Raw genomic sequence first — 18518 nt, 5'->3', positions numbered from 1 at the left:
ATAGTTTAGTTATGAAATATTTGTCACTAAACAAGCAGTCAATATCCACCAGCCCCCAGACTCTTCGCCCTCGAGCTTGAGGGTGGTCATACCTGAAGGAGCAACAGCATGCGCATCGTGTGTATCGGCGGCGGTCCCGCCGGGCTGTATTTCGCAATCCTGATGAAGAAGTTGAATCCGGCTCATCAGATCACCGTGGTCGAACGCAACAAGCCTTACGACACCTTTGGTTGGGGTGTGGTGTTCTCGGACGCGACCATGGACAACATGCGTGAGTGGGATCCGGTGACTGCCGATGCCATTCAGGTGGCGTTCAACCACTGGGACGACATCGAGCTGCACTTCAAGGGTCGCACCATCCGTTCGGGCGGCCATGGTTTTGTGGGTATCGGCCGCAAGAAGATGCTCAACATCCTGCAAGACCGCTGCGTCGAGCTGGGCGTGGAGCTGGTGTTCGAGAAGGATGTGGATTCGGATCTGGAATACCCGGACGCCGACCTGATCATCGCCTCCGATGGCATCAACTCGAAGATCCGCAGTCGCTACGAAGACGTGTTCAAGCCGGACATCGTCGGTCGCCCCAATCGCTACATCTGGCTCGGTACCAACAAGCTGTTCGACGCCTTCAACTTCATTTTCGAGAAGACCGAGCACGGCTGGTTCCAGGCCCACATCTACAAGTTCGACGACACCACCACGACCTTCATCGTCGAGTGTCCCGAACATGTGTGGCTGGCTCATGGGCTGGACAAGGCTGATCAGGCGCAGTCCATCGAGTTCTGCGAAAAGCTGTTCGAGAAGCATCTGGATGGCTTCCCGCTGATGACCAATGCACGCCACCTGCGTGGCTCGGCCTGGCTGAACTTCCAGCGCGTCAAGTGCGAGCAGTGGCATCACTACAACGGCAACAGTCATGTGGTGCTGATGGGCGATGCGGTGCATACCGCCCACTTCGCCATCGGTTCCGGCACCAAGCTGGCGCTGGAAGATGCCATCGACCTGACCCGCCTGTTCAAGGAAGAGGGCGATACCCGCGAAAACATTCCTGCCGTGCTGTCGCGGTACCAGGAAGTGCGTGGCATTGACGTGCTGCGCCTGCAGAACGCGGCCTGGAACGCAATGGAGTGGTTCGAGGTGTGCGACGCCCGCTACTGCGATACGCTGGAGCCGGAGCAGTTCATGTACTCGATGCTGACCCGCTCGCAGCGCATCTCGCACGAGAACCTGCGCCTGCGCGACGCCAAGTGGCTGGAAGGCTATGAGCGCTGGCTGGCCGAGAAGGCCGGTGTGCCGGTGCCGGCCGACAAGGCGCCGCCGCCGCCGATGTTCACCCCGTTCAAGCTGCGCGGCCTGACCCTGCCCAACCGCACCATCATGTCGCCGATGGCGATGTACTCGGCCGAGGATGGCGTGGCGGGTGACTTCCATCTGGTGCACTTCGGTTCGCGTGCCCTGGGCGGTACCGGTCTGCTCTATACCGAAATGGCCTGCGTGTCGGCCGATGCCCGCATCACCCCGGGATGTGCCGGCATGTACAAGCCCGAGCACGTCACCGCGTGGAAGCGCATCGTTGATTTCGTCCATGCCAATTCTGGCGCCAAGATGGGTATCCAGTTGGGTCACGCCGGCCGCAAGGGTGCGACCAAAGTGGCTTGGGAAGGCATCGACCAGCCGCTGGAATCCGGTGCCTGGGAACTGATCTCGGCCTCGCCGCTGCCGTATCTGCCGAACTCGCAGGTGCCGCGCGAAGCCACCCGTGCCGACATGGAACGGGTCAAGGCGGACTTCGTGCGCTCCACCCAGATGGCGGTCGAAGCGGGCTTCGACATCCTCGAGTTCCACTGCGCCCACGGCTACCTGATGTCCAGCTTCCTGTCGCCGCTGACCAACCAGCGCAGCGACGAGTACGGTGGCAGTATCGAAAACCGTGCCCGTTACCCGCTGGAAGTGTTCCGTGCCATGCGTGAAGTATGGCCGGCGGACAAGCCGATGTCGGTGCGTCTGTCGTGCCACGACTGGTTCCCGGGTGGTAACACCGCTGACGATGCAGTGGCGATTGCGCGTCTGTTCAAGGAAGCGGGCGCCGACATCATCGACTGCTCGTCCGGTCAGGTGTGGAAGGGTGAGAAGCCGGTGTTCGGTCGCATGTTCCAGACCCCGTTCGCCGATCGCATCCGCAACGAAGTCGGTATTCCGACCATTGCAGTGGGCGCGATCTTTGAAGCCGACCATGTCAACAGCATCATCGGTGCCGGTCGTGCCGACCTGTGCGCGGTGGCCCGTCCCCATCTGGCGGATCCGGCCTGGACGCTGCACGAAGCGGCCAAGATCGAGTACAAGGGCATTGCCTGGCCCAAGCAGTATCTGTCGGGCCGTGGTCAGTACGAAGCCAACCTGAAGCGTAGCTACACCGCGCCGGGCAAGTAAGCAGCAGGGCCGGGGTGTGCGGCGGCGTCGATCAGACCCGCCGCGCATGCCGGGATGTCGGGCTGTGGCGCATTCCCGAGGCCGGAGCGGCTCGGGCGGTCAAGGTGCCCGGTGGACGTTTTCAGTCCGGCATCGTTTGTTTTGGCAGTGACGTTTAGTAATCAAGAGCAAGACGACAACAGATCGGGTGCGTGATGAGTCTGACCCTGGATTCCAAGACAGAAACCGGCTTGCCGCTCAGTGGCCGCCATGCGGTGGTGACCGGTGCGGGCAGCGGTATCGGCGAGGCGATTGCACTCGAGCTGGCACGCCTGGGCGCGACACTGACCCTGGTCGGCCGGCGTGAGGCTCCCTTGCAGGCGACCTGCGCGAAGCTGACCGGCAGCGGTCACGGGCATGTGGTGGCCGACATTACCGACCACGACGGGATTGCCCAGGCGCTGGATGCGGCGGCCAAGATACGCGGGCCGATTGCGATCCTGATCAACAACGCCGGAGCCGCCAAGAGTGCGCCGGCAGGCAAGACCTCGATCGAACTGTGGAACGAGATGCTGACGGTAAATCTGACCGGCACCTTCAACTGTACCCGCGCCGTACTGCCGACGATGCAGGCCGCGCGCTGGGGGCGGATCGTCAATATCGCCAGCACCGCCGGTCTGGTCGGCTACGCCTACGTATCGGCCTACTGTGCCGCCAAACACGGCGTGATCGGCTTTACCCGTGCGCTGGCGCTGGAAGTGGCCAAGCATGGCATCACCGTCAATGCGGTGTGCCCTGGATATACCGACACCCCGCTGCTGGGCGGCGCGGTGGACAACATCGTTGCCAAGACCGGTCGCAGCAGTGACGACGCCAAGACCACGCTGGCTGCCAGCAACCCGCAGGGCCGCCTGGTGCAGCCCGAGGATGTGGCGCGTGCGGTGGGCTGGCTGTGCCTGCCCGGCTCGGAAGCCATCCATGGCCAGTCCATTCCGGTGGCGGGTGGTGAGGTGATGGCGGGGTGAGTTGGCACGGCAGTGTAACTGGATGCTCGGACTCACGGACACCTCTGCAGCCAGGTGAGTCGTCCGGGTGTTCCTGCAGGGGCGAGGACTGTCCGAGCCCGCAGGGCGAGTTCCGCAGCCCCGGAGGGAATATCCGGGTGGCTTACCGGGATCCAGGGCAGTGATGCGCAATACCGAAAACCTTACGAACACAGCACGACCCGCCTGAATGCGGGTCTCGCAAGACGACGAGAAAGAAGGAGAGAGGCCATGGCAGAACTTTCGATGAACGATCACAAGCGTCCGTTCAAGGACTATGTGGCACGCCACTTCAAGTGGTCGTGCTCTGACGATGGGCGGGTCGCGACGATCACGCTGAATCGCCCCGAAAAGAAGAATCCGCTGACCTTCGACTCCTACGCCGAACTGCGTGACCTGTTCCACAACCTGAAATACGCCAGCGACGTCCGTACGATCATCATCCGTGGCGAAGGCGGCAACTTCTGCTCTGGCGGCGATGTGTTCGAGATCATCGAACCGCTGACCAAGATGAGCATGCCCGAACTGCTCGAATTCACTCGCATGACCGGCGACCTGGTCAAGACCATGCGCCGTGCGCCGCAACCGGTCATCGCCGCCATCGACGGCTTCTGCGCGGGCGCCGGTGCAATGGTCGCGCTGGCTGCGGATTTCCGCCTCGGTACCCCCGAGACCAAGACCGCCTACCTGTTCACCCGTGTGGGTCTGGCAGGTGCGGACATGGGCGCCTGCGGCCTGTTGCCGCGCATGATCGGCCAGGGGCGCGCCACCGAGCTGCTGATGACCGGTCGCGTGATGACCGCCGAAGAAGGTCTGTCGTGGGGTTTCTTCAGTGCCCTGCATGCCAATGCCGAACTCGGCGCCGAAGCGGAGAAGCTGGCCCGCAACCTGGCCGATGGCCCCTGGTTCGCCCACACCATGACCAAGACCATGCTCAACCAGGAATGGGCGATGGGCATCGAGGAAATGGTCGAATCCGAAGCGCAGGCCCAGGCCATCTGCATGATGACCGGCGACTTCCGCCGTGCCTTCGAAGCCTTCGCCGCCAAGCAGAAACCCAAGTTCGAAGGCAACTGAGGACGCCGCCATGGATCGCTCCATTCTCGATCTGCCGTTTTACGGCGTGGAACATCGCCAGCTGTCGGACGCCATCTTCGACTGGGCATCGACTGCGATGCCCGCCATCGATCATCACGACACCGACAACGCTTGCCGCCAACTGGTCGCCGCGCTGGGCAAGGCCGGCTTCCTGCGCTACGCGGTGCCGGCAGCCTACGGTGGCGCACTGGACGAGCTTGACTCGCGCTCGCTGTGCATCGCCCGCGAAACACTCGCCTACCACGACGGCCTGGCCGATTTTGCCTTTGCCATGCAAGGCCTGGGAACGGGCGCAATCACGCTGTCGGGCAGCGAAGAGATCAAGCGCCATGTGTTGCCCAAGGTGGCGGCCGGCGAATGGATTTCCGCCTTTGCGCTGACCGAGCCCCTGGCAGGCTCCGATGTCGGCGCGATGGCCTGTGATGCGCGTCTTGAAGGCGACCACTACGTCATCAATGGCGAGAAGACCTGGATTTCCAACGGTGGCATTGCCGATGTGTATTGCCTGTTTGCCCGCACCGGCGAGGCCCCGGGCACGCGCGGAATCTCTGCCTTCGTGGTCTATCCGGACATGCCTGGTTTCGAGGTGGCCGAACGACTCGATACCATCGCACCGCATCCGCTCGCCCGCCTGCGCTTCACCGACATGAAGGTGCCCGTGGCCAACCGCCTGGGGGCGCCCGGCGAGGGCTTCAAGGTGGCGATGCGCACCCTGGACATCTTCCGCGCCTCGGTTGCTGCGGCGGCACTGGGCTTTGCCCGCCGTGCGCTGGACGAAGGCTTGCAACATGCTCGTAACCGGCCGATGTTTGGCCACAGCCTGGCCGATTTCCAGCTGACCCAGGCCAAGCTCGGCGACATGGCCACCGACATTGAGGCGGCTGCGCTACTGACGGCACGCGCAGCCTGGCGGCGTGACGTGCAGAAGCTGCCGACCACCCGCGAGGCGGCCATGGCAAAAATGACCGCCACCGAGAATGCGCAGCGGGTGATTGACGCCGCGGTGCAGATCCATGGCGGCCAAGGCGTGCGTGTGGGGGTGAAGGTGGAATCGCTGTATCGCGAAATCCGCGCCCTGCGCATCTACGAGGGGGCGACCGAAGTGCAGAAGCTGATCGTCGCCCGCGAACTACTGAAGGGCGCCTGAGCGCCCCGTCGAACAACCTCCAATCCCGACATCCTGAACCTCACCCCGACGGAGTACAGAATATGAGTGCAGCCAAGAATACCTTCAACTGGGAAGACCCGTTTCTGCTGGATCAACAGCTGACCGACGTGGAGCGCATGGTGCGCGACACCGCCCGTGCCTACTGCCAGGAAAAGCTGCTGCCGCGCGTGCAGGAAGCCTTCCGCCACGAGCGCACCGACCGCGAGATCTTCAACGAGATGGGCGAACTCGGCCTGCTGGGTCCGACCATCCCCGAGCAATACGGTGGCTCGGGCATGAACTACGTCTGCTACGGCCTGATTGCACGTGAAGTCGAGCGTGTCGACTCCGGCTACCGCTCGATGATGAGCGTGCAGAGCTCGCTGGTGATGGTGCCGATCAACGAATTCGGCACCGAAGCGCAGAAACAGAAATACCTGCCCAAGCTCGCCACTGGCGAATGGGTGGGCTGCTTTGGCCTGACCGAACCCAACCACGGCTCGGATCCGGGCAGCATGATCACGCGGGCGAAGAAGGTCGATGGCGGCTACAGCCTGTCGGGCAGCAAGATGTGGATCACCAACAGCCCGATCGCCGACGTGTTCGTGGTGTGGGCCAAGGACGACGAAGGCCAGATTCGCGGCTTCATTCTGGAAAAGGGCTGGAAGGGGCTGTCGGCGCCGGCGATCCACGGCAAGGTGGGCCTGCGTGCGTCGATTACCGGCGAGATCGTCATGGACGAAGTGTTCTGCCCGGAAGAGAACGCCTTCCCGACGGTGCGTGGCCTGAAGGGCCCCTTCACCTGCCTGAACTCGGCCCGCTACGGCATTGCCTGGGGTGCGCTGGGCGCGGCCGAGGCCTGCTACGAGACCGCCCGCCAGTACACCATGGACCGCAAGCAGTTCGGCCGTCCGCTGGCAGCCAACCAGCTGGTGCAGAAGAAGCTGGCCGACATGCTGACCGAGATCACCCTGGGGCTGCAGAGCGTGCTGCGCGTGGGGCGGATGAAGGACGAAGGGATTGCGCCGGTGGAGATCACCTCGATCGTCAAGCGCAACAGCTGCGGCAAGGCGCTGGACATTGCCCGGGTGGCGCGCGACATGCTCGGCGGCAACGGCATCTCGGACGAATTCTGCGTGGCGCGTCATCTGGTGAACCTGGAGGTGGTCAACACCTACGAAGGCACCCACGATGTGCATGCGCTGATCCTGGGCCGTGCCATCACCGGCATCGCCGCATTCAGCAACTAAGCCCATACCGGCCGGTGTGACCGGCCGGCCTCGATACGGAGCAAGCCCGTGACCCCATTCCCCGATCCCGATCCGGACAGCGTCGACGCGGAACCGGTGGAGTACCTTGCCGACCGGATGGTCCGCTTTGCGGACTGCGACCCCGCAGGCATCGTGTTCTTCCCCAACTACTTCCGCATGCTCAATGGCGTGGTGGAGGATTGGTGGGCTTCGCTCGGCCACCCCTGGACCCAGCTTGTCGGCGAGCGCCGCATGGGTACGCCCACGGTGCGGCTGGATACCGAATTTGTGCGACCGTCGAAGATGGGGGAGGTGATCCGTTTCCATCTGTCGGTCGAGCGGCTTGGTGCAAGTTCGCTGACCCTGCGTCACGTCGTCATCGGCGACGACGTCGCCCGCATGCGGGTCCGCCAGGTCCTGGTGGCAACCTCGCTCGATACCCACAAGGCGATTGTCTGGCCCGACGATGTGCGTGCCGCGATTGTCCGTTTCATGGAGAGAAAATGATGAACACTATCCTGCAACCCGAAGGCTGGGCCAAGCCCCGTGGCTACTCCAACGGTATCGAGGCGCGTGGCCGCCAGATCTACGTCGGTGGTCAGATCGGCTGGAACGCCGAATGCAAGTTCGAGAGCGACGACCTGGTTCAGCAGATCTACCAGGCGCTGAAGAACTCGGTGGACGTGGTGCGTGTCGCCGGCGGTGGTCCGGAGCACGTGGTGCGGATGACCTGGTACCTGGTCGACAAGAAGGAATACGTTGCCCGACTGAAGGAAATCGGCGCGGTATATCGCGAAGTCATGGGCAAGAACTACCCGGCCATGACCGCGGTGCAGGTTGCCGATCTGGTCGAGAACGAAGCCAAGGTCGAAATCGAGATCACTGCGGTGATCCCTGACTGAGAAGCTGTGAAAGAATGCACGCGGGTGCGGCACCTGGCCTGAGGCAATGAACCCGGGACTGTGCCCACCCGGCATTCCACATATTCTCAAAGGTTATCGATGAGCGAGACAACATACATTGCCCCGGACGAGGGGCTGCGGGTCAGTGGCCCGGAGGCGGGCGTGCTGGAGATCCGGCTCGACCGTCCGGCAGCGCGTAATGCACTGTCCACCCCCATCCTGCGTGGCATTGCCGCGCTGCTGGACAAGGCCGAGCGCGACGACGAGGTGCGCTGCGTGGTGTTGACCGGTGGCGACACCGTGTTTGCCGCGGGTGCCGACCTGGCCGAAATGGCTGCCAAGGACATGCAGGCCGTGTTGCTGGAAGAGCGTCCTCGCCTGTTCGCCGCGATTGGTCGTTTTCCCAAGCCTATCGTCGGTGCGGTGTGCGGCTACGCCCTGGGTGGCGGCTGCGAGCTGGTGATGCACGCCGACATCATCGTGGCGGGTGAGTCGGCCCAGTTTGGCCAGCCTGAGATCAATCTGGGCATCATCCCCGGTGCCGGCGGCACGCAGCGTCTGACGCATGCGGTGGGTAAGTCGCTGGCAATGAAGATGGTGCTGGCGGGCGAGTTCATCAGCGCACGTGAGGCACAGACCGCGGGCCTGGTGGCCGAGGTGGTGGCCGACGAAGCGTGCATTGCCCGTGCCCATGAGCTGGCGCGCAAGATTGCCGGCAAGGCGCCGCTGGCCGTGCGTCTGGCCAAGGACGCCGTGCTGCAGTCCTTTGAGACGCCCCTTTCTGCCGGCATGGCGATGGAGCGGCGCAATTTCGTCATTCTCGCCGGTACCGACGACCGCAATGAAGGGGTGGCAGCCTTCCTCGAGAAACGCAAACCGGTGTGGAAGGGACGTTGAGCATGAGCGATCGTTGCATAGGTATCATTGGTGCCGGCCTGATGGGTCGGGGCATCGCCCAGATCGCCGCCATCGGCGGTCTGGAAGTCCGTCTCTACGACACCCGCGCAAGTGCGCCCGCCGAGGCGATCGAGTCGATCGGCGGCATGGTCGACAAGCTGGTCAGCAAGAGCAAGCTGAGCGAGGCTGAGGGTGCGGCAGCACGCGCGCGCCTGCAGGCCGCTCCGTCACTGGCCGCATTGGCCGAGTGCGATGTCGTGGTCGAAGCCATCATCGAGGATCTCGAAGCCAAGCGCAGTCTGATGCGCGAGCTCGAAAGCGTGGTGCGGCCGGACTGCATTCTGGCAACCAACACCTCGTCGCTGTCGGTGACCGCGATTGCGGCGGTGTGCGAGCGGCCGCAACGGGTGGCGGGCTTCCACTTCTTCAGCCCGGTGCCGTTGATGAAGATCGTCGAGGTCATCGACGGTGCCCGTACCGAGCCTGCGGTGTGCGACCGTCTGGTGGCGCTGGCGCAACGCATGGGCCACGCGCCAGTGAGCGCGCAGGATACGCCGGGTTTCATCGTCAATCACGCCGGGCGTGCCTATCTGACCGAGGGGCTGCGCATCCTGGGTGAGGGCATTGCCGATCCGGTGACGCTGGATCGGGTGCTGCGCGAAGCGGCGGGTTTCCGCATGGGCCCGTGCGAACTGCTTGACCTGACCGGGCTGGATGTCTCGCATCCGGTGATGGAGTCGATCTTCGGCCAGTACTATCAGGAGCCGCGTTACCGGCCTTCGCCGATCACCCGTCAGCGTCTGGCGGCCGGGCTGCTCGGGCGCAAGAGCGGGCAGGGCTTTTATGTGTACCGCGATGGTATCCAGGAAGTGGCGCCGGAGGCACCGGCACCTTCTGTACGGCCCACCCGGGTGTTCGTCGCGGCAGAAGACGTCGCCACCCGGACCCGTCTTGCCGACTGGGTGCGCAAGTTGGGTGGGACGGTGGATGCCGGTGTCGAACCTGCGGCCGACTCCCTGTGCCTGACCGCACCCTGGGGCGAGGACGCCACGTCCGCCTGCCTGGCCTATGGCCTGGATCCGAAGCGTACGGTGGCCATCGATCTGCTGCCCGACGCCAGCCGTCGGCGCACGCTGATGACGACGCCGCTGACGGATCCCGCCTACCGTGATGCGGCCCATGGCCTGTTTGCGTCCGATGGGGTGGCGGTATCGGTGATCCACGACAGCCCGGGCTTCATTACCCAGCGCGTGCTGGCGATGGTGGTCAATCTGGGTTGCGACATCGCTCAGCAGCGTGTGGCCAGCCCGCAGGACATCGATACTGCAGTGCGTCTGGGTCTGGGGTACCCCACCGGTCCGCTGGAGATGGGCGATCGCATTGGTGCGGCCCGTGTGCTGGCGATACTGGACCGGATGCAGGCTTATACCCGGGACCCGCGCTACCGGCCCAGCCCCTGGCTGATCCGCCGGGCGCGACTGGGCGTGTCGCTGCTGACTCCCGAGGCTTGAGCCTGAGGGATGGATGGGTGCCGCGGCGTTGAATCGTCGCTGTGGCACAGGCTGCCCGGCCATGGCGCCGGGCATTTTTTTAGCTTTTGTTCGAGGATGCTGGGATGGCTGAGGCTTTTGTCTGCGATGCAGTTCGTACCCCGATCGGGCGTTACGGTGGGGCACTGTCCTCCGTGCGTCCGGATGATCTGGCCGCGGTGCCGCTGGCGGCCTTGCTCAGTCGCAATGCCGGACTGGATGCGGCTGCGATCGAGGAGGTGGTGCTGGGTTGCGCCAACCAGGCCGGTGAAGACAATCGCAACGTGGCGCGCATGGCGGCATTGCTGGCCGGCTATCCGGTCAGTGTGCCGGGCACCACGATCAACCGCTTGTGTGGTTCGGGCATGGATGCGGTGGCCTTTGTCGCGCGGGCGATCAAGGCCGGTGAGATCGATCTGGGTATTGGCGGTGGCGTCGAGTCGATGTCGCGCGCGCCCTTCGTTGTACCGAAGGCAGAGAGCGCGTTCAGCCGCAGCAGCTCGATCGAGGACACAACCATTGGCTGGCGTCTGGTCAATAAGCTGATGAAGGCGCGCTATGGCATCGATTCGATGCCGCAGACCGCTGACAATGTCGCAGCTGACTACGGAATTGCCCGCGCCGACCAGGACGCGTTTGCGCTGCGCAGCCAACAGCGCTGGAAGCAGGCCTTCGATGCGGGCCTGTTCGCCGACGAGATCGTACCGGTGGCAGTGCCGCGCAAGCGCGGCGAAGTCGAGCAGGTGAGCGTAGACGAGCATCCCCGCCCGGAGACGAAGCTGGAGGGACTGGCGAAACTCAAGGGTATCAATGGACCCGAGCTGAGTGTGACGGCAGGCAATGCCTCCGGCGTCAACGATGGTGCCTGTGCGGTCTTGATCGCATCCGAGGCGGCTGCCAGGGCCAATGGTCTGACGCCGCGCGCCCGTATCGTGGCGACTGCGACTGCGGGGGTTGAGCCGCGGATCATGGGTATCGGCCCCTTGCCGGCAACCCAGCGTCTGTTGGCGAAGACTGGCCTGCGTATCGATCAGGTGGATCTGATCGAGCTTAACGAGGCATTCGCCAGCCAGGCTTTGGCAACGCTGCGCGGTCTCGGGCTGGCGGATGATGCTGCCCATGTGAACCCGAATGGCGGCGCCATCGCGCTGGGGCACCCGCTGGGCATGAGCGGCGCGCGCCTGGTGACGACCGCAACCTGGCAGCTGCAGCGCAGCGGCGGCCGTTATGCAGTGTGCACGATGTGCATCGGGGTGGGGCAGGGGATCGCACTGCTGCTCGAGCGCGTCTGAGCCTTGCCTTTGATGGGCGCCCGCAAGGGCGCCCATGGTTAGTTGCGCACCAGATGCAGCTTGAAATGGTGCTTGATGAAGTCCTGAAAGCGCGCCACGCCTTCGAGCGCAAGCTTGAGCTCGCCTCGCTCCATGGCGTTGAGCTGATCGAGCGAGATGTAGTTGCCCGGCTTGCTGCCGTTGCGCACTGCGTCGACATGGCCGCGCAGGCGCAGGCTGACCATGAAGTCGAAGGCGGCTTGCAGGTCGCGGGCGTCGGTGGCCTTCAGTACCCCGGCCGCGACCAGGGCTTCCATGCGGTCGTGGGTGCTGCCGTCGAGCTTGCGCGCCTCGATGGCCAGACTCTTGATCCCGTCGGTAATCGCGAAGATGCCCGCCTTCTTGATGTCGAGCTTGCCGCGGTGCTCGCCCGACTTCTCGACCTTGATCCTGCCGAACCACCCCAGTGGTGGCTGGAAGCGGGTCATGTTCTGCGCCATGCGCATCAGGAAGCCCTGATCCTGGCTCATGCCCGCATAAGCATGTTCGCGCAGTGTCCGCACCAGGCTGTCATCGCCGTATAGCGTGCGCAGGTCCATGAACATGCTGCCGGTCATGACGTTTTCGGGTTTTGGGGTGGTCAGCCAGCGGCTGACGGTGAGTTCCCAGTCCGACACGCTGCGGCGCCATTCGACGTTCTTGGCCATGATGCCGCCTGAGCAGGGTGGCACACCGATTGCAATCAGGGTATCGATCAGTTCCACCGAAAAGGCTTCGAGTTGTTCCAGCTCGCGGGAGGTCAGCGCGTCGTCATAGACGATTGCGTTGTCCTGGTCGGTGGACAGGGTCTGTTCGCTGCGTCCCTCGCTACCCATCACCACGAAAGCGAAGCGTTCGGTCAGGTCGGGGTATTTCTCAGCCCGCAGCAGGTGGATGAGGCGGATCAGCAACTGATCGTTGAGGTGTGCGATCAGCTTGACCAGGTCGCGGATGGCGATGCCGGTGCCGCTCAGATGCAGCACGAGATCCTGGATGCGGGTGTGCAGATGGCGCAGGTCGTCGACATTGGCGGCCTTCTCGATGTCCAGCACCAGTTGATGTGGTGAGTGCGACTGCAGGCGGACGATGTCGCTGTCGGTGATGATGCCACTGAGCCGGCCGGCGGCGTCGACCACGACCAGCCGGTGAATCTTCAGTTGCGACATGCGGTACAGCGCCTCGTACAGGACATCGTCCTCGCCGATGGTGGCCAGCGGCGAGTGCATGACGTCGGCGACTTTCAACTCGGCCGGCACACGTCCGCGCGCGACGACCTTGTTGCGCAGGTCGCGGTCGGTGACGATGCCATGAGGGGCGCCGTCCAGTAGCACTACCGCACTGGAAATGTTGCGTTCGCTCATTGCCGCAACGGTGTCGACCAGCTTGTCGCCTGGTGCGCAGGTGAACACCTGGCGTTGGCAGAAATCCCTGACTGCGCGGAAAAACTGGTTTTCTTCGGCCATCTGGCGGCATTCCGTCTGCGGTTTGTCGAGTCACCATTATATCCATGGTGTCGAGGCGGATTTGTCGGAAATGGTGGGCGCGTGCGTGCTGCGTTGTCCGCTGGCGATGCATCGGGCAGCATGCTTGAATGAAGGGGATATGAAGATCATCGACCAAGTCTGAGCAGGGCGATCCGTGCCATTGTTCTTTGTCTCTTACCGAAGAGAGGACAGCGCAGGCCATGCCGGACGGCTGACCGATGCGCTGGAGACCCGTTTCGGCCACGATTCGGTTTTTCGCGATGTGGATGACATCGTGCCCGGGGAGGATTTTGGACAGGTCATCACCGACCGGCTGGAGGAAGTCGCCGCGGTTCTGGTACTGATCGGGCCGGGCTGGCTGGAGGCGGGCGGTGAGGATCGACGCCTGGATCGTGCGGATGACTTTGTCCGTCGCGAGATCGAGTGGGCGTTGGCGTCCGGAAAGCCGGTATTCCCCATCTTGATTGGCGATGCGGTGATGCCCGACGAGAAGGCGCTGCCACCGTCGATCAAGGGGCTGAGTGCCCGCCATGCGGCGACGCTGCGCGATGTGTCGTGGCATGCCGATATCGATCGTCTGCAGCAGGCGCTGGAGCGCCAGTGTGGCGTGAGGTCGGTCTTGCGCAGTGCCGACCGTGCCGGTTTGCCTGCGCTTGCCGGCAGGCGCCGCTTGACGCTGGGTTTGAGTGTCGTGGCCGCGCTGTTTGTGCTGCTGGCGGCTGGATGGATGGTCTGGCTGGATTCGTCAGATTTCGTGATCGACGGCGAGTGGCATGGCCAGGTGACCTACCCCTGGGGGATTACCGTGGATGAGCGCTTCCAGTTTGAAACCAACGGCTCTCGCCTGGATGGGTATGCTGGATTCCTGGGGGTACCGCGACTGATCGAGGGGGGGAGCCTGGAGGATGGAAGGATCAGTTTCAAGGTGGGTAGCACGGAGATGCTGAGTAACGGAGCAACGCAGCCACGTACTCATCACTATTCGGCCACTTTCGTGGCAGGTCGTATTGAGGTGACGCTGTGGATGGCAAGCGCGCAGACCGCTGACTCCGCAGTGCGTTTTGTCCTGGAGAGACGTTTATCAGATTAGGAATTAGGCTTTCAGGTTAACCGTGAAGGCGATTCGCGTCTGTCAGGGGGCAAGCTGAATCGTGGTAGTGGCTGACACGCCTCTCCAACTCGAAATGTAGCGACGTGCCGGTGCGTTTATTTGCGCCGGCACGTTGATCAATCAGGCCTGCAGTTTGTCTCCACGGTAGGCCTGAATGATGGGAAGTAGCTGGCCGAACACCTTGGGCGTGCCGGCCACCACATTCCCGGTGGTCAGGTAGTTGGCCTCACCTGCCAGATCGGACACCAGGCCGCCGGCTTCCTGGATCATCAGTACGCCGGCTGCCATATCCCAGGGCGCCAGGCCGATTTCCCAGAAGCCGTCCAGGCGACCTGTCGCGACATAGGCCAGGTCGAGTGCAGCAGCACCAGGGCGCCGGATGCCGGCGCTCTTTTGCGTCAGCTCGCGGAACATTCCGAGATAGGCGTCCACGTTGTCGAACTGGCGATAGGGAAAGCCGGTACCCAGCAGGGCATCCGACAGGCGCACGCGACGCGAGACACGGATGCGACGATCGTTGAGGTAGGCGCCGCCACCGCGAGAGGCAGTGAACATCTCGTTGCGGATCGGATCGTAGACCAGGCCATGCTCGGGCACGCCGTTCTTGGCCAGGGCGATCGAGATGGCGTACTGCGGAAAACCGTGGATGAAGTTGGTGGTGCCGTCGAGTGGATCAATGATCCAGACGAATTCGCTGTCTGCGCCAGACTCGCCGGACTCCTCTGCTAGAATCCCGTACCCCGGATAGGCTTCCTGCAGAACCTCGATGATGGCTTTTTCGGCGGCGCGGTCGACTTCGGTGACGAAGTCGTTCGGCGACTTGGACTCGACAGTGAGCAGGTCAATCTGCGTCGAGGCCCGGTTGATGACGGTTGCGGCGCGGCGGGCTGCCTTGATGGCGATATTCAGGATGGGATGCATGCGGATCGGTCTCGGAAGATGGAGCGGTCCAGGGCAGTGCGCCCCGTCACGATCAAATACGAAAAACGACGAATTTTAATATGAACGGCGCCTTTGCGCTTGACCGTATCCGTGTCGTGTTGTCACGACCCAGCCACCCCGGCAATATTGGTGCGGCTGCACGTGCGATGAAGACCATGGGTCTATCGCAACTCTGGCTGGTTTCGCCGGCCTCCTTTCCAGATCCGGTAGCCGATGCCCGGGCCTCGGGTGCGGGCGACGTTCTTGCCGGCGCGCGCGTGGTCGAACGACTCGAGGATGCGCTTGCGGGCACGGTGCTTGCCGCTGCAGTCACTGCGCGTCGGCGTGAGCTGTCGTTACCACGGCGGTCTGCGCGGGCGGCGGCTGTCGAAATGGTGGATTGGGGGCGAAGCGGCGAGGTTGCGCTGGTGTTCGGTAACGAGACCAGTGGGCTCAGCAACGAGGAGGTCGGCCTGTGCGCGATGCCGGTCACCATTCCGACCAACCCGGATTTTTCGTCGCTGAACCTGGGCGCCGCGGTGCAACTGCTGTGCTACGAGATGCGCATGGCAGCGTTGGAACCTGCAGAAGCGTACGACGATCCGCGACCACAGCCGGCGACGCATGACGAGGTCGAGGGTTTTCTCGGGCATCTCGAGCGGGCGGTGACCGAGAGTGGCTTTCACGAGCCCGACAATCCGCGACGCTTGATGCCGCGCCTGCGTCGCCTGTTTGGCCGCGTCCGCCTCGAGAAGGAGGAGATCGGCATCCTGCGCGGCATGCTCACTAGCTTTCAGCGTAAAGTTGATTAAAATACTCGGACATTGCCCGTGTCGAACCAGACGCGGGCAATGTCCTTTTTCATTTGTTTCAGGAGTCTTGATCTCATGTTCCAGCATCTTCGTGAGGACCTGGCCAGCGTGCGTGAGCGCGATCCGGCAGCCCGTTCGACACTGGAGGTGCTGACCTGTTACCCGGGCGTGCATGCGCTGATGTTTCACCGTCTTGCTCATGGCGCCTGGCGTCGACAGCTGTTCTGGCTGGGGCGTTTCATCAGTCATGTTGGCCGGTTCCTGACCGGTATCGAGATTCACCCGGGGGCGGTGATTGGCCGGCGGGTGTTCATCGATCATGGTATGGGTGTCGTGATCGGTGAGACTGCGGTGGTCGGCGACGACTGCACCATCTACCAGGCGGTGACGCTGGGGGGGACCTCGCTGTATCGAGGCACCAAGCGTCACCCGACATTGGGCAAAGGGGTCGTGGTTGGTGCCGGTGCCAAGGTGCTGGGCGGTTTCGAGGTGGGTGACGGTGCCAAGATCGGCTCCAATGCAGTCGTTGTCAAACCGGTGCCAGCCGGGGCGACGGCGGTGGGCAATCCGGCTCGCATCCTCGATCCGGAGCGCGACGCCGAACGGGCGCAGAAAGCCGAACAGATGGGGTTTTCTGCGTATGGCGTCACCCGCGACATGGATGATCCGGTCGCAAAAGCGCTGCATGGTTTGCTCGACCACGCGGTGGAGACTGACCGGCGCTTCCAGATCATTGTCGAGCGTCTGGAGGCTGCGGGCTTCAAGCTCGATCCCGCAGTCGAGTCGAGTGATGACTTTGATGCCTCTCGTCTGTCGAAAATGGTTGATTAGGCACGGCTATCAGGCCTTTAGTTGACCGTTTTTGTCGGGATATGTATAGTTGAGTGAAACGTTCGGGTATTGGCCTGGGCGCCCCAACTTTGCTGCGAGGATGCATCATGAGACTGACGACTAAGGGACGTTTCGCCGTGACGGCGATGATCGATCTGGCCTCGCGACAGGCTGAGGGGCCGGTGACGCTGGCCGGTATCGCCGAACGCCAGAAGATCTCCCTTTCCTATCTGGAGCAGCTGTTCGGCAAGTTGCGGCGCTACAAGCTGGTGACCAGCGTGCGCGGCCCGGGTGGTGGTTATCGCCTGGCGCGTGACATGCGCGACATCACGGTGACCGACATCATCATTGCCGTTGATGAGCCGCTCGATGCCACGCTGTGCGGCGGCAAGCAGAACTGCCACGACGAACATCGCTGCATGACACACGATCTGTGGACCAATCTCAACAAGCGCATGTACGCCTATCTCGACTCGGTCACGTTGGGTGCGCTGGTCGAGCGCGAAGTGAAGCCGGATCCGGATGTCAATGTGCTCAAGGATGTACGTCGTCGTGCAGCCATTTCGCTGCGTGAGGCAGCGGCGGCCTGAGCGGATGAACGCCATGTTTGCGCCGATCTACCTCGACTGGAATGCCAGCACACCGCTTGATCCGGAAGTGCTGGAAGCCATGTTGCCCTGGCTGGGTACGCGCTTTGGCAATGCCTCCAGTCGTCATGAGTACGGGCGCCAGGCACGGGCTGCAGTCGACGACGCACGTGGTCGGGTGGCGGCGGCAGTCGGCGCGCATCCGACTGAAGTGATCTTTACCAGCGGCGGCTCGGAAGCCAACAACCTTTTCATCAAGGGTGCAGCTGCCGCAATGAAGCAGGGGTTGATTGCGATCAGCGCGATCGAGCATCCCTGTGTCCGAGAGCCGGCACGTCAGTTGCGTCGCTCCGGTTGGGTGATGCGTGAGATCGCGGTGGATCAGGAAGGACGCCTGCAGCAGGCGGACTGGCGCGCCACACTGGAGGCTCGGCCTTCGCTGGTGTCGGTGATGTTGGCCAACAACGAAACTGGCGTGATGCAGGATGTCGCGACGCTGGCCGCGCAAGTCCGCCAGGGTGGAGCGTGGATGCACAGCGATGCGGTCCAGGCGCTGGGCAAGGTGCCGATTGACTTCCGTACACTGGGTGTCAACGCGATCACACTGTCGGCTCACAAGATCGGTGGGCCGGTCGGTGCAGGTGCCTTGATTGTGGACAAGCGTGTGGAGTTGGCGCCTTTGATTGCAGGTGGCGGGCAGGAGCGCGGTTTGCGTTCCGGTACCGAGAATATTGCTGCGATCGTCGGCTTCGGTATTGCCTGCGAGCGTGCAGTGATCCGTCAGGCGAGTGAAGCTGAGCGCCTGAGCGAATTAAGGCAGAATCTCGAGGGGCGACTGCTGGCTGAGGGCGCTTGCGTGTTTTCGGCACGTGCCGAGCGCCTGCCCAACACCAGCTTTTTCGCCTTCGAGGGGATCGATGGTGAAACCCTGGTGGGCAAACTCGACCGGGCCGGCTTTGCCTGCGCCAGCGGCTCGGCGTGCTCGAGTGCCAATCCAGAGCCCTCGCATGCCTTGCTTGCGATGGGGGTTGAGCCGGATTTTGCCCGTGGTGCGGTCCGGGTCAGTTTTGGCCGGGATACCACCGCCGAACAGATTGAACACTTTGCCGATGTGCTGGTGCACACGGTTGCTGAACTGAAGAACCTGGCTGCGATGGCAGTCTGAACCGATACGACGAATCTGCGGAGAA

The 18518-nt window shown here is 63.2% G+C and carries 17 protein-coding genes; 15 read left to right on the top strand and 2 right to left on the bottom strand.

The window, feature by feature from the left end:
* Positions 1-108 precede the first annotated feature (108 nt).
* From DNK49_RS14485 to pcaF, 10 genes are all read left to right on the top strand, one after another.
* Positions 109-2427, top strand: coding sequence for a bifunctional salicylyl-CoA 5-hydroxylase/oxidoreductase (locus tag DNK49_RS14485; RefSeq protein WP_110525921.1), 2319 nt, complete (start codon positions 109-111; stop codon positions 2425-2427).
* A gap of 194 nt (positions 2428-2621) precedes the next feature.
* Positions 2622-3431 (top strand): SDR family NAD(P)-dependent oxidoreductase, encoded by an 810-nt coding sequence (locus DNK49_RS14480; protein ID WP_110525918.1) that lies wholly within the window; start codon positions 2622-2624, stop codon positions 3429-3431.
* Between the two features lie 249 nt (positions 3432-3680).
* Positions 3681-4526, top strand: a complete 846-nt coding sequence (locus DNK49_RS14475; RefSeq protein WP_110525915.1) for an enoyl-CoA hydratase family protein — start codon at positions 3681-3683, stop codon at positions 4524-4526.
* A 10-nt stretch (positions 4527-4536) separates the two neighbouring features.
* A complete protein-coding gene (locus DNK49_RS14470) occupies positions 4537-5694 on the top strand; it encodes an acyl-CoA dehydrogenase family protein (protein WP_110525912.1) in 1158 nt (385 codons plus the stop codon).
* Between the two features lie 62 nt (positions 5695-5756).
* Positions 5757-6944 (top strand): acyl-CoA dehydrogenase, encoded by a 1188-nt coding sequence (locus tag DNK49_RS14465; RefSeq protein ID WP_110525909.1) that lies wholly within the window; start codon positions 5757-5759, stop codon positions 6942-6944.
* 48 nt (positions 6945-6992) lie between these two features.
* Positions 6993-7451 (top strand): acyl-CoA thioesterase, encoded by a 459-nt coding sequence (locus tag DNK49_RS14460; RefSeq protein WP_243632376.1) that lies wholly within the window; start codon positions 6993-6995, stop codon positions 7449-7451.
* Positions 7448-7846, top strand: coding sequence for a RidA family protein (locus DNK49_RS14455; protein WP_207806989.1), 399 nt, complete (start codon positions 7448-7450; stop codon positions 7844-7846). Before DNK49_RS14460 ends, DNK49_RS14455 begins: the two co-directional genes overlap by 4 nt.
* Positions 7847-7945: 99 nt before the next feature.
* Positions 7946-8743 carry an enoyl-CoA hydratase-related protein gene (locus DNK49_RS14450; RefSeq protein ID WP_110525904.1) on the top strand — a complete coding sequence of 266 codons (798 nt, stop codon included), beginning with the start codon at positions 7946-7948 and terminating at the stop codon, positions 8741-8743.
* A 2-nt stretch (positions 8744-8745) separates the two neighbouring features.
* Positions 8746-10254, top strand: a complete 1509-nt coding sequence (locus DNK49_RS14445; protein ID WP_110525901.1) for a 3-hydroxyacyl-CoA dehydrogenase — start codon at positions 8746-8748, stop codon at positions 10252-10254.
* Between the two features lie 104 nt (positions 10255-10358).
* Positions 10359-11564: a 3-oxoadipyl-CoA thiolase gene (gene pcaF, locus DNK49_RS14440; RefSeq protein ID WP_110525898.1), complete on the top strand. Its 1206-nt coding sequence runs from the start codon at positions 10359-10361 to the stop codon at positions 11562-11564.
* A 38-nt stretch (positions 11565-11602) separates the two neighbouring features.
* Here pcaF and DNK49_RS14435 read toward each other — a convergent pair whose 3' ends face one another.
* The gene (locus DNK49_RS14435; RefSeq protein WP_110525895.1) at positions 11603-13045 is read right to left on the bottom strand and encodes a putative nucleotidyltransferase substrate binding domain-containing protein; all 1443 of its coding nucleotides are present in this window, start codon (positions 13043-13045) and stop codon (positions 11603-11605) included.
* Positions 13046-13220: 175 nt separating this feature from the next.
* Here DNK49_RS14435 and DNK49_RS14430 point away from each other — a divergent pair, with 175 nt between their 5' ends.
* Positions 13221-14156, top strand: coding sequence for a toll/interleukin-1 receptor domain-containing protein (locus DNK49_RS14430; protein ID WP_110525893.1), 936 nt, complete (start codon positions 13221-13223; stop codon positions 14154-14156).
* Between the two features lie 141 nt (positions 14157-14297).
* Here DNK49_RS14430 and DNK49_RS14425 read toward each other — a convergent pair whose 3' ends face one another.
* Entirely contained in the window at positions 14298-15098 is an 801-nt protein-coding gene (locus DNK49_RS14425; protein WP_110525890.1) for an inositol monophosphatase family protein, read from the bottom strand.
* Positions 15099-15178: 80 nt separating this feature from the next.
* Here DNK49_RS14425 and DNK49_RS14420 point away from each other — a divergent pair, with 80 nt between their 5' ends.
* The 4 genes from DNK49_RS14420 (at position 15179) to DNK49_RS14405 (ending at position 18493) form a co-directional block, all read left to right on the top strand.
* On the top strand, positions 15179-15910 hold the full coding sequence (locus DNK49_RS14420) for an RNA methyltransferase (RefSeq protein ID WP_110525888.1): 732 nt from the start codon (positions 15179-15181) through the stop codon (positions 15908-15910).
* A gap of 75 nt (positions 15911-15985) precedes the next feature.
* On the top strand, positions 15986-16741 hold the full coding sequence (cysE, locus tag DNK49_RS14415) for a serine O-acetyltransferase (protein ID WP_110525885.1): 756 nt from the start codon (positions 15986-15988) through the stop codon (positions 16739-16741).
* A gap of 107 nt (positions 16742-16848) precedes the next feature.
* Positions 16849-17331: a Fe-S cluster assembly transcriptional regulator IscR gene (gene iscR, locus DNK49_RS14410; protein WP_110525882.1), complete on the top strand. Its 483-nt coding sequence runs from the start codon at positions 16849-16851 to the stop codon at positions 17329-17331.
* A gap of 13 nt (positions 17332-17344) precedes the next feature.
* Positions 17345-18493, top strand: a complete 1149-nt coding sequence (locus tag DNK49_RS14405; RefSeq protein ID WP_110525879.1) for a cysteine desulfurase family protein — start codon at positions 17345-17347, stop codon at positions 18491-18493.
* Positions 18494-18518: the final 25 nt, after the last annotated feature.

Source organism: Parazoarcus communis SWub3 = DSM 12120, assembly GCF_003226565.1.
Taxonomy (GTDB): Bacteria; Pseudomonadota; Gammaproteobacteria; order Burkholderiales; family Rhodocyclaceae; genus Parazoarcus; species Parazoarcus communis.
This window is presented reverse-complemented; position numbering and strand designations above follow the sequence as displayed.

What these genes read in the sequence shown, in the direction of transcription:
- DNK49_RS14475 (WP_110525915.1), top strand. Translation starts at nt 3,681, where the DNA reads ATGGCAGAACTTTCGATGAACGATCACAAGCGTCCGTTCAAGGACTAT.
- DNK49_RS14435 (WP_110525895.1), bottom strand. Translation starts at nt 13,045, where the DNA reads ATGGCCGAAGAAAACCAGTTTTTCCGCGCAGTCAGGGATTTCTGCCAA.
- iscR (WP_110525882.1), top strand. Translation starts at nt 16,849, where the DNA reads ATGAGACTGACGACTAAGGGACGTTTCGCCGTGACGGCGATGATCGAT.
- DNK49_RS14480 (WP_110525918.1), top strand. Translation starts at nt 2,622, where the DNA reads ATGAGTCTGACCCTGGATTCCAAGACAGAAACCGGCTTGCCGCTCAGT.
- DNK49_RS14465 (WP_110525909.1), top strand. Translation starts at nt 5,757, where the DNA reads ATGAGTGCAGCCAAGAATACCTTCAACTGGGAAGACCCGTTTCTGCTG.
- DNK49_RS14485 (WP_110525921.1), top strand. Translation starts at nt 109, where the DNA reads ATGCGCATCGTGTGTATCGGCGGCGGTCCCGCCGGGCTGTATTTCGCA.
- DNK49_RS14405 (WP_110525879.1), top strand. Translation starts at nt 17,345, where the DNA reads ATGTTTGCGCCGATCTACCTCGACTGGAATGCCAGCACACCGCTTGAT.
- DNK49_RS14455 (WP_207806989.1), top strand. Translation starts at nt 7,448, where the DNA reads ATGATGAACACTATCCTGCAACCCGAAGGCTGGGCCAAGCCCCGTGGC.
- DNK49_RS14445 (WP_110525901.1), top strand. Translation starts at nt 8,746, where the DNA reads ATGAGCGATCGTTGCATAGGTATCATTGGTGCCGGCCTGATGGGTCGG.
- DNK49_RS14470 (WP_110525912.1), top strand. Translation starts at nt 4,537, where the DNA reads ATGGATCGCTCCATTCTCGATCTGCCGTTTTACGGCGTGGAACATCGC.
- pcaF (WP_110525898.1), top strand. Translation starts at nt 10,359, where the DNA reads ATGGCTGAGGCTTTTGTCTGCGATGCAGTTCGTACCCCGATCGGGCGT.
- cysE (WP_110525885.1), top strand. Translation starts at nt 15,986, where the DNA reads ATGTTCCAGCATCTTCGTGAGGACCTGGCCAGCGTGCGTGAGCGCGAT.
- DNK49_RS14450 (WP_110525904.1), top strand. Translation starts at nt 7,946, where the DNA reads ATGAGCGAGACAACATACATTGCCCCGGACGAGGGGCTGCGGGTCAGT.
- DNK49_RS14425 (WP_110525890.1), bottom strand. Translation starts at nt 15,098, where the DNA reads ATGCATCCCATCCTGAATATCGCCATCAAGGCAGCCCGCCGCGCCGCA.
- DNK49_RS14420 (WP_110525888.1), top strand. Translation starts at nt 15,179, where the DNA reads ATGAACGGCGCCTTTGCGCTTGACCGTATCCGTGTCGTGTTGTCACGA.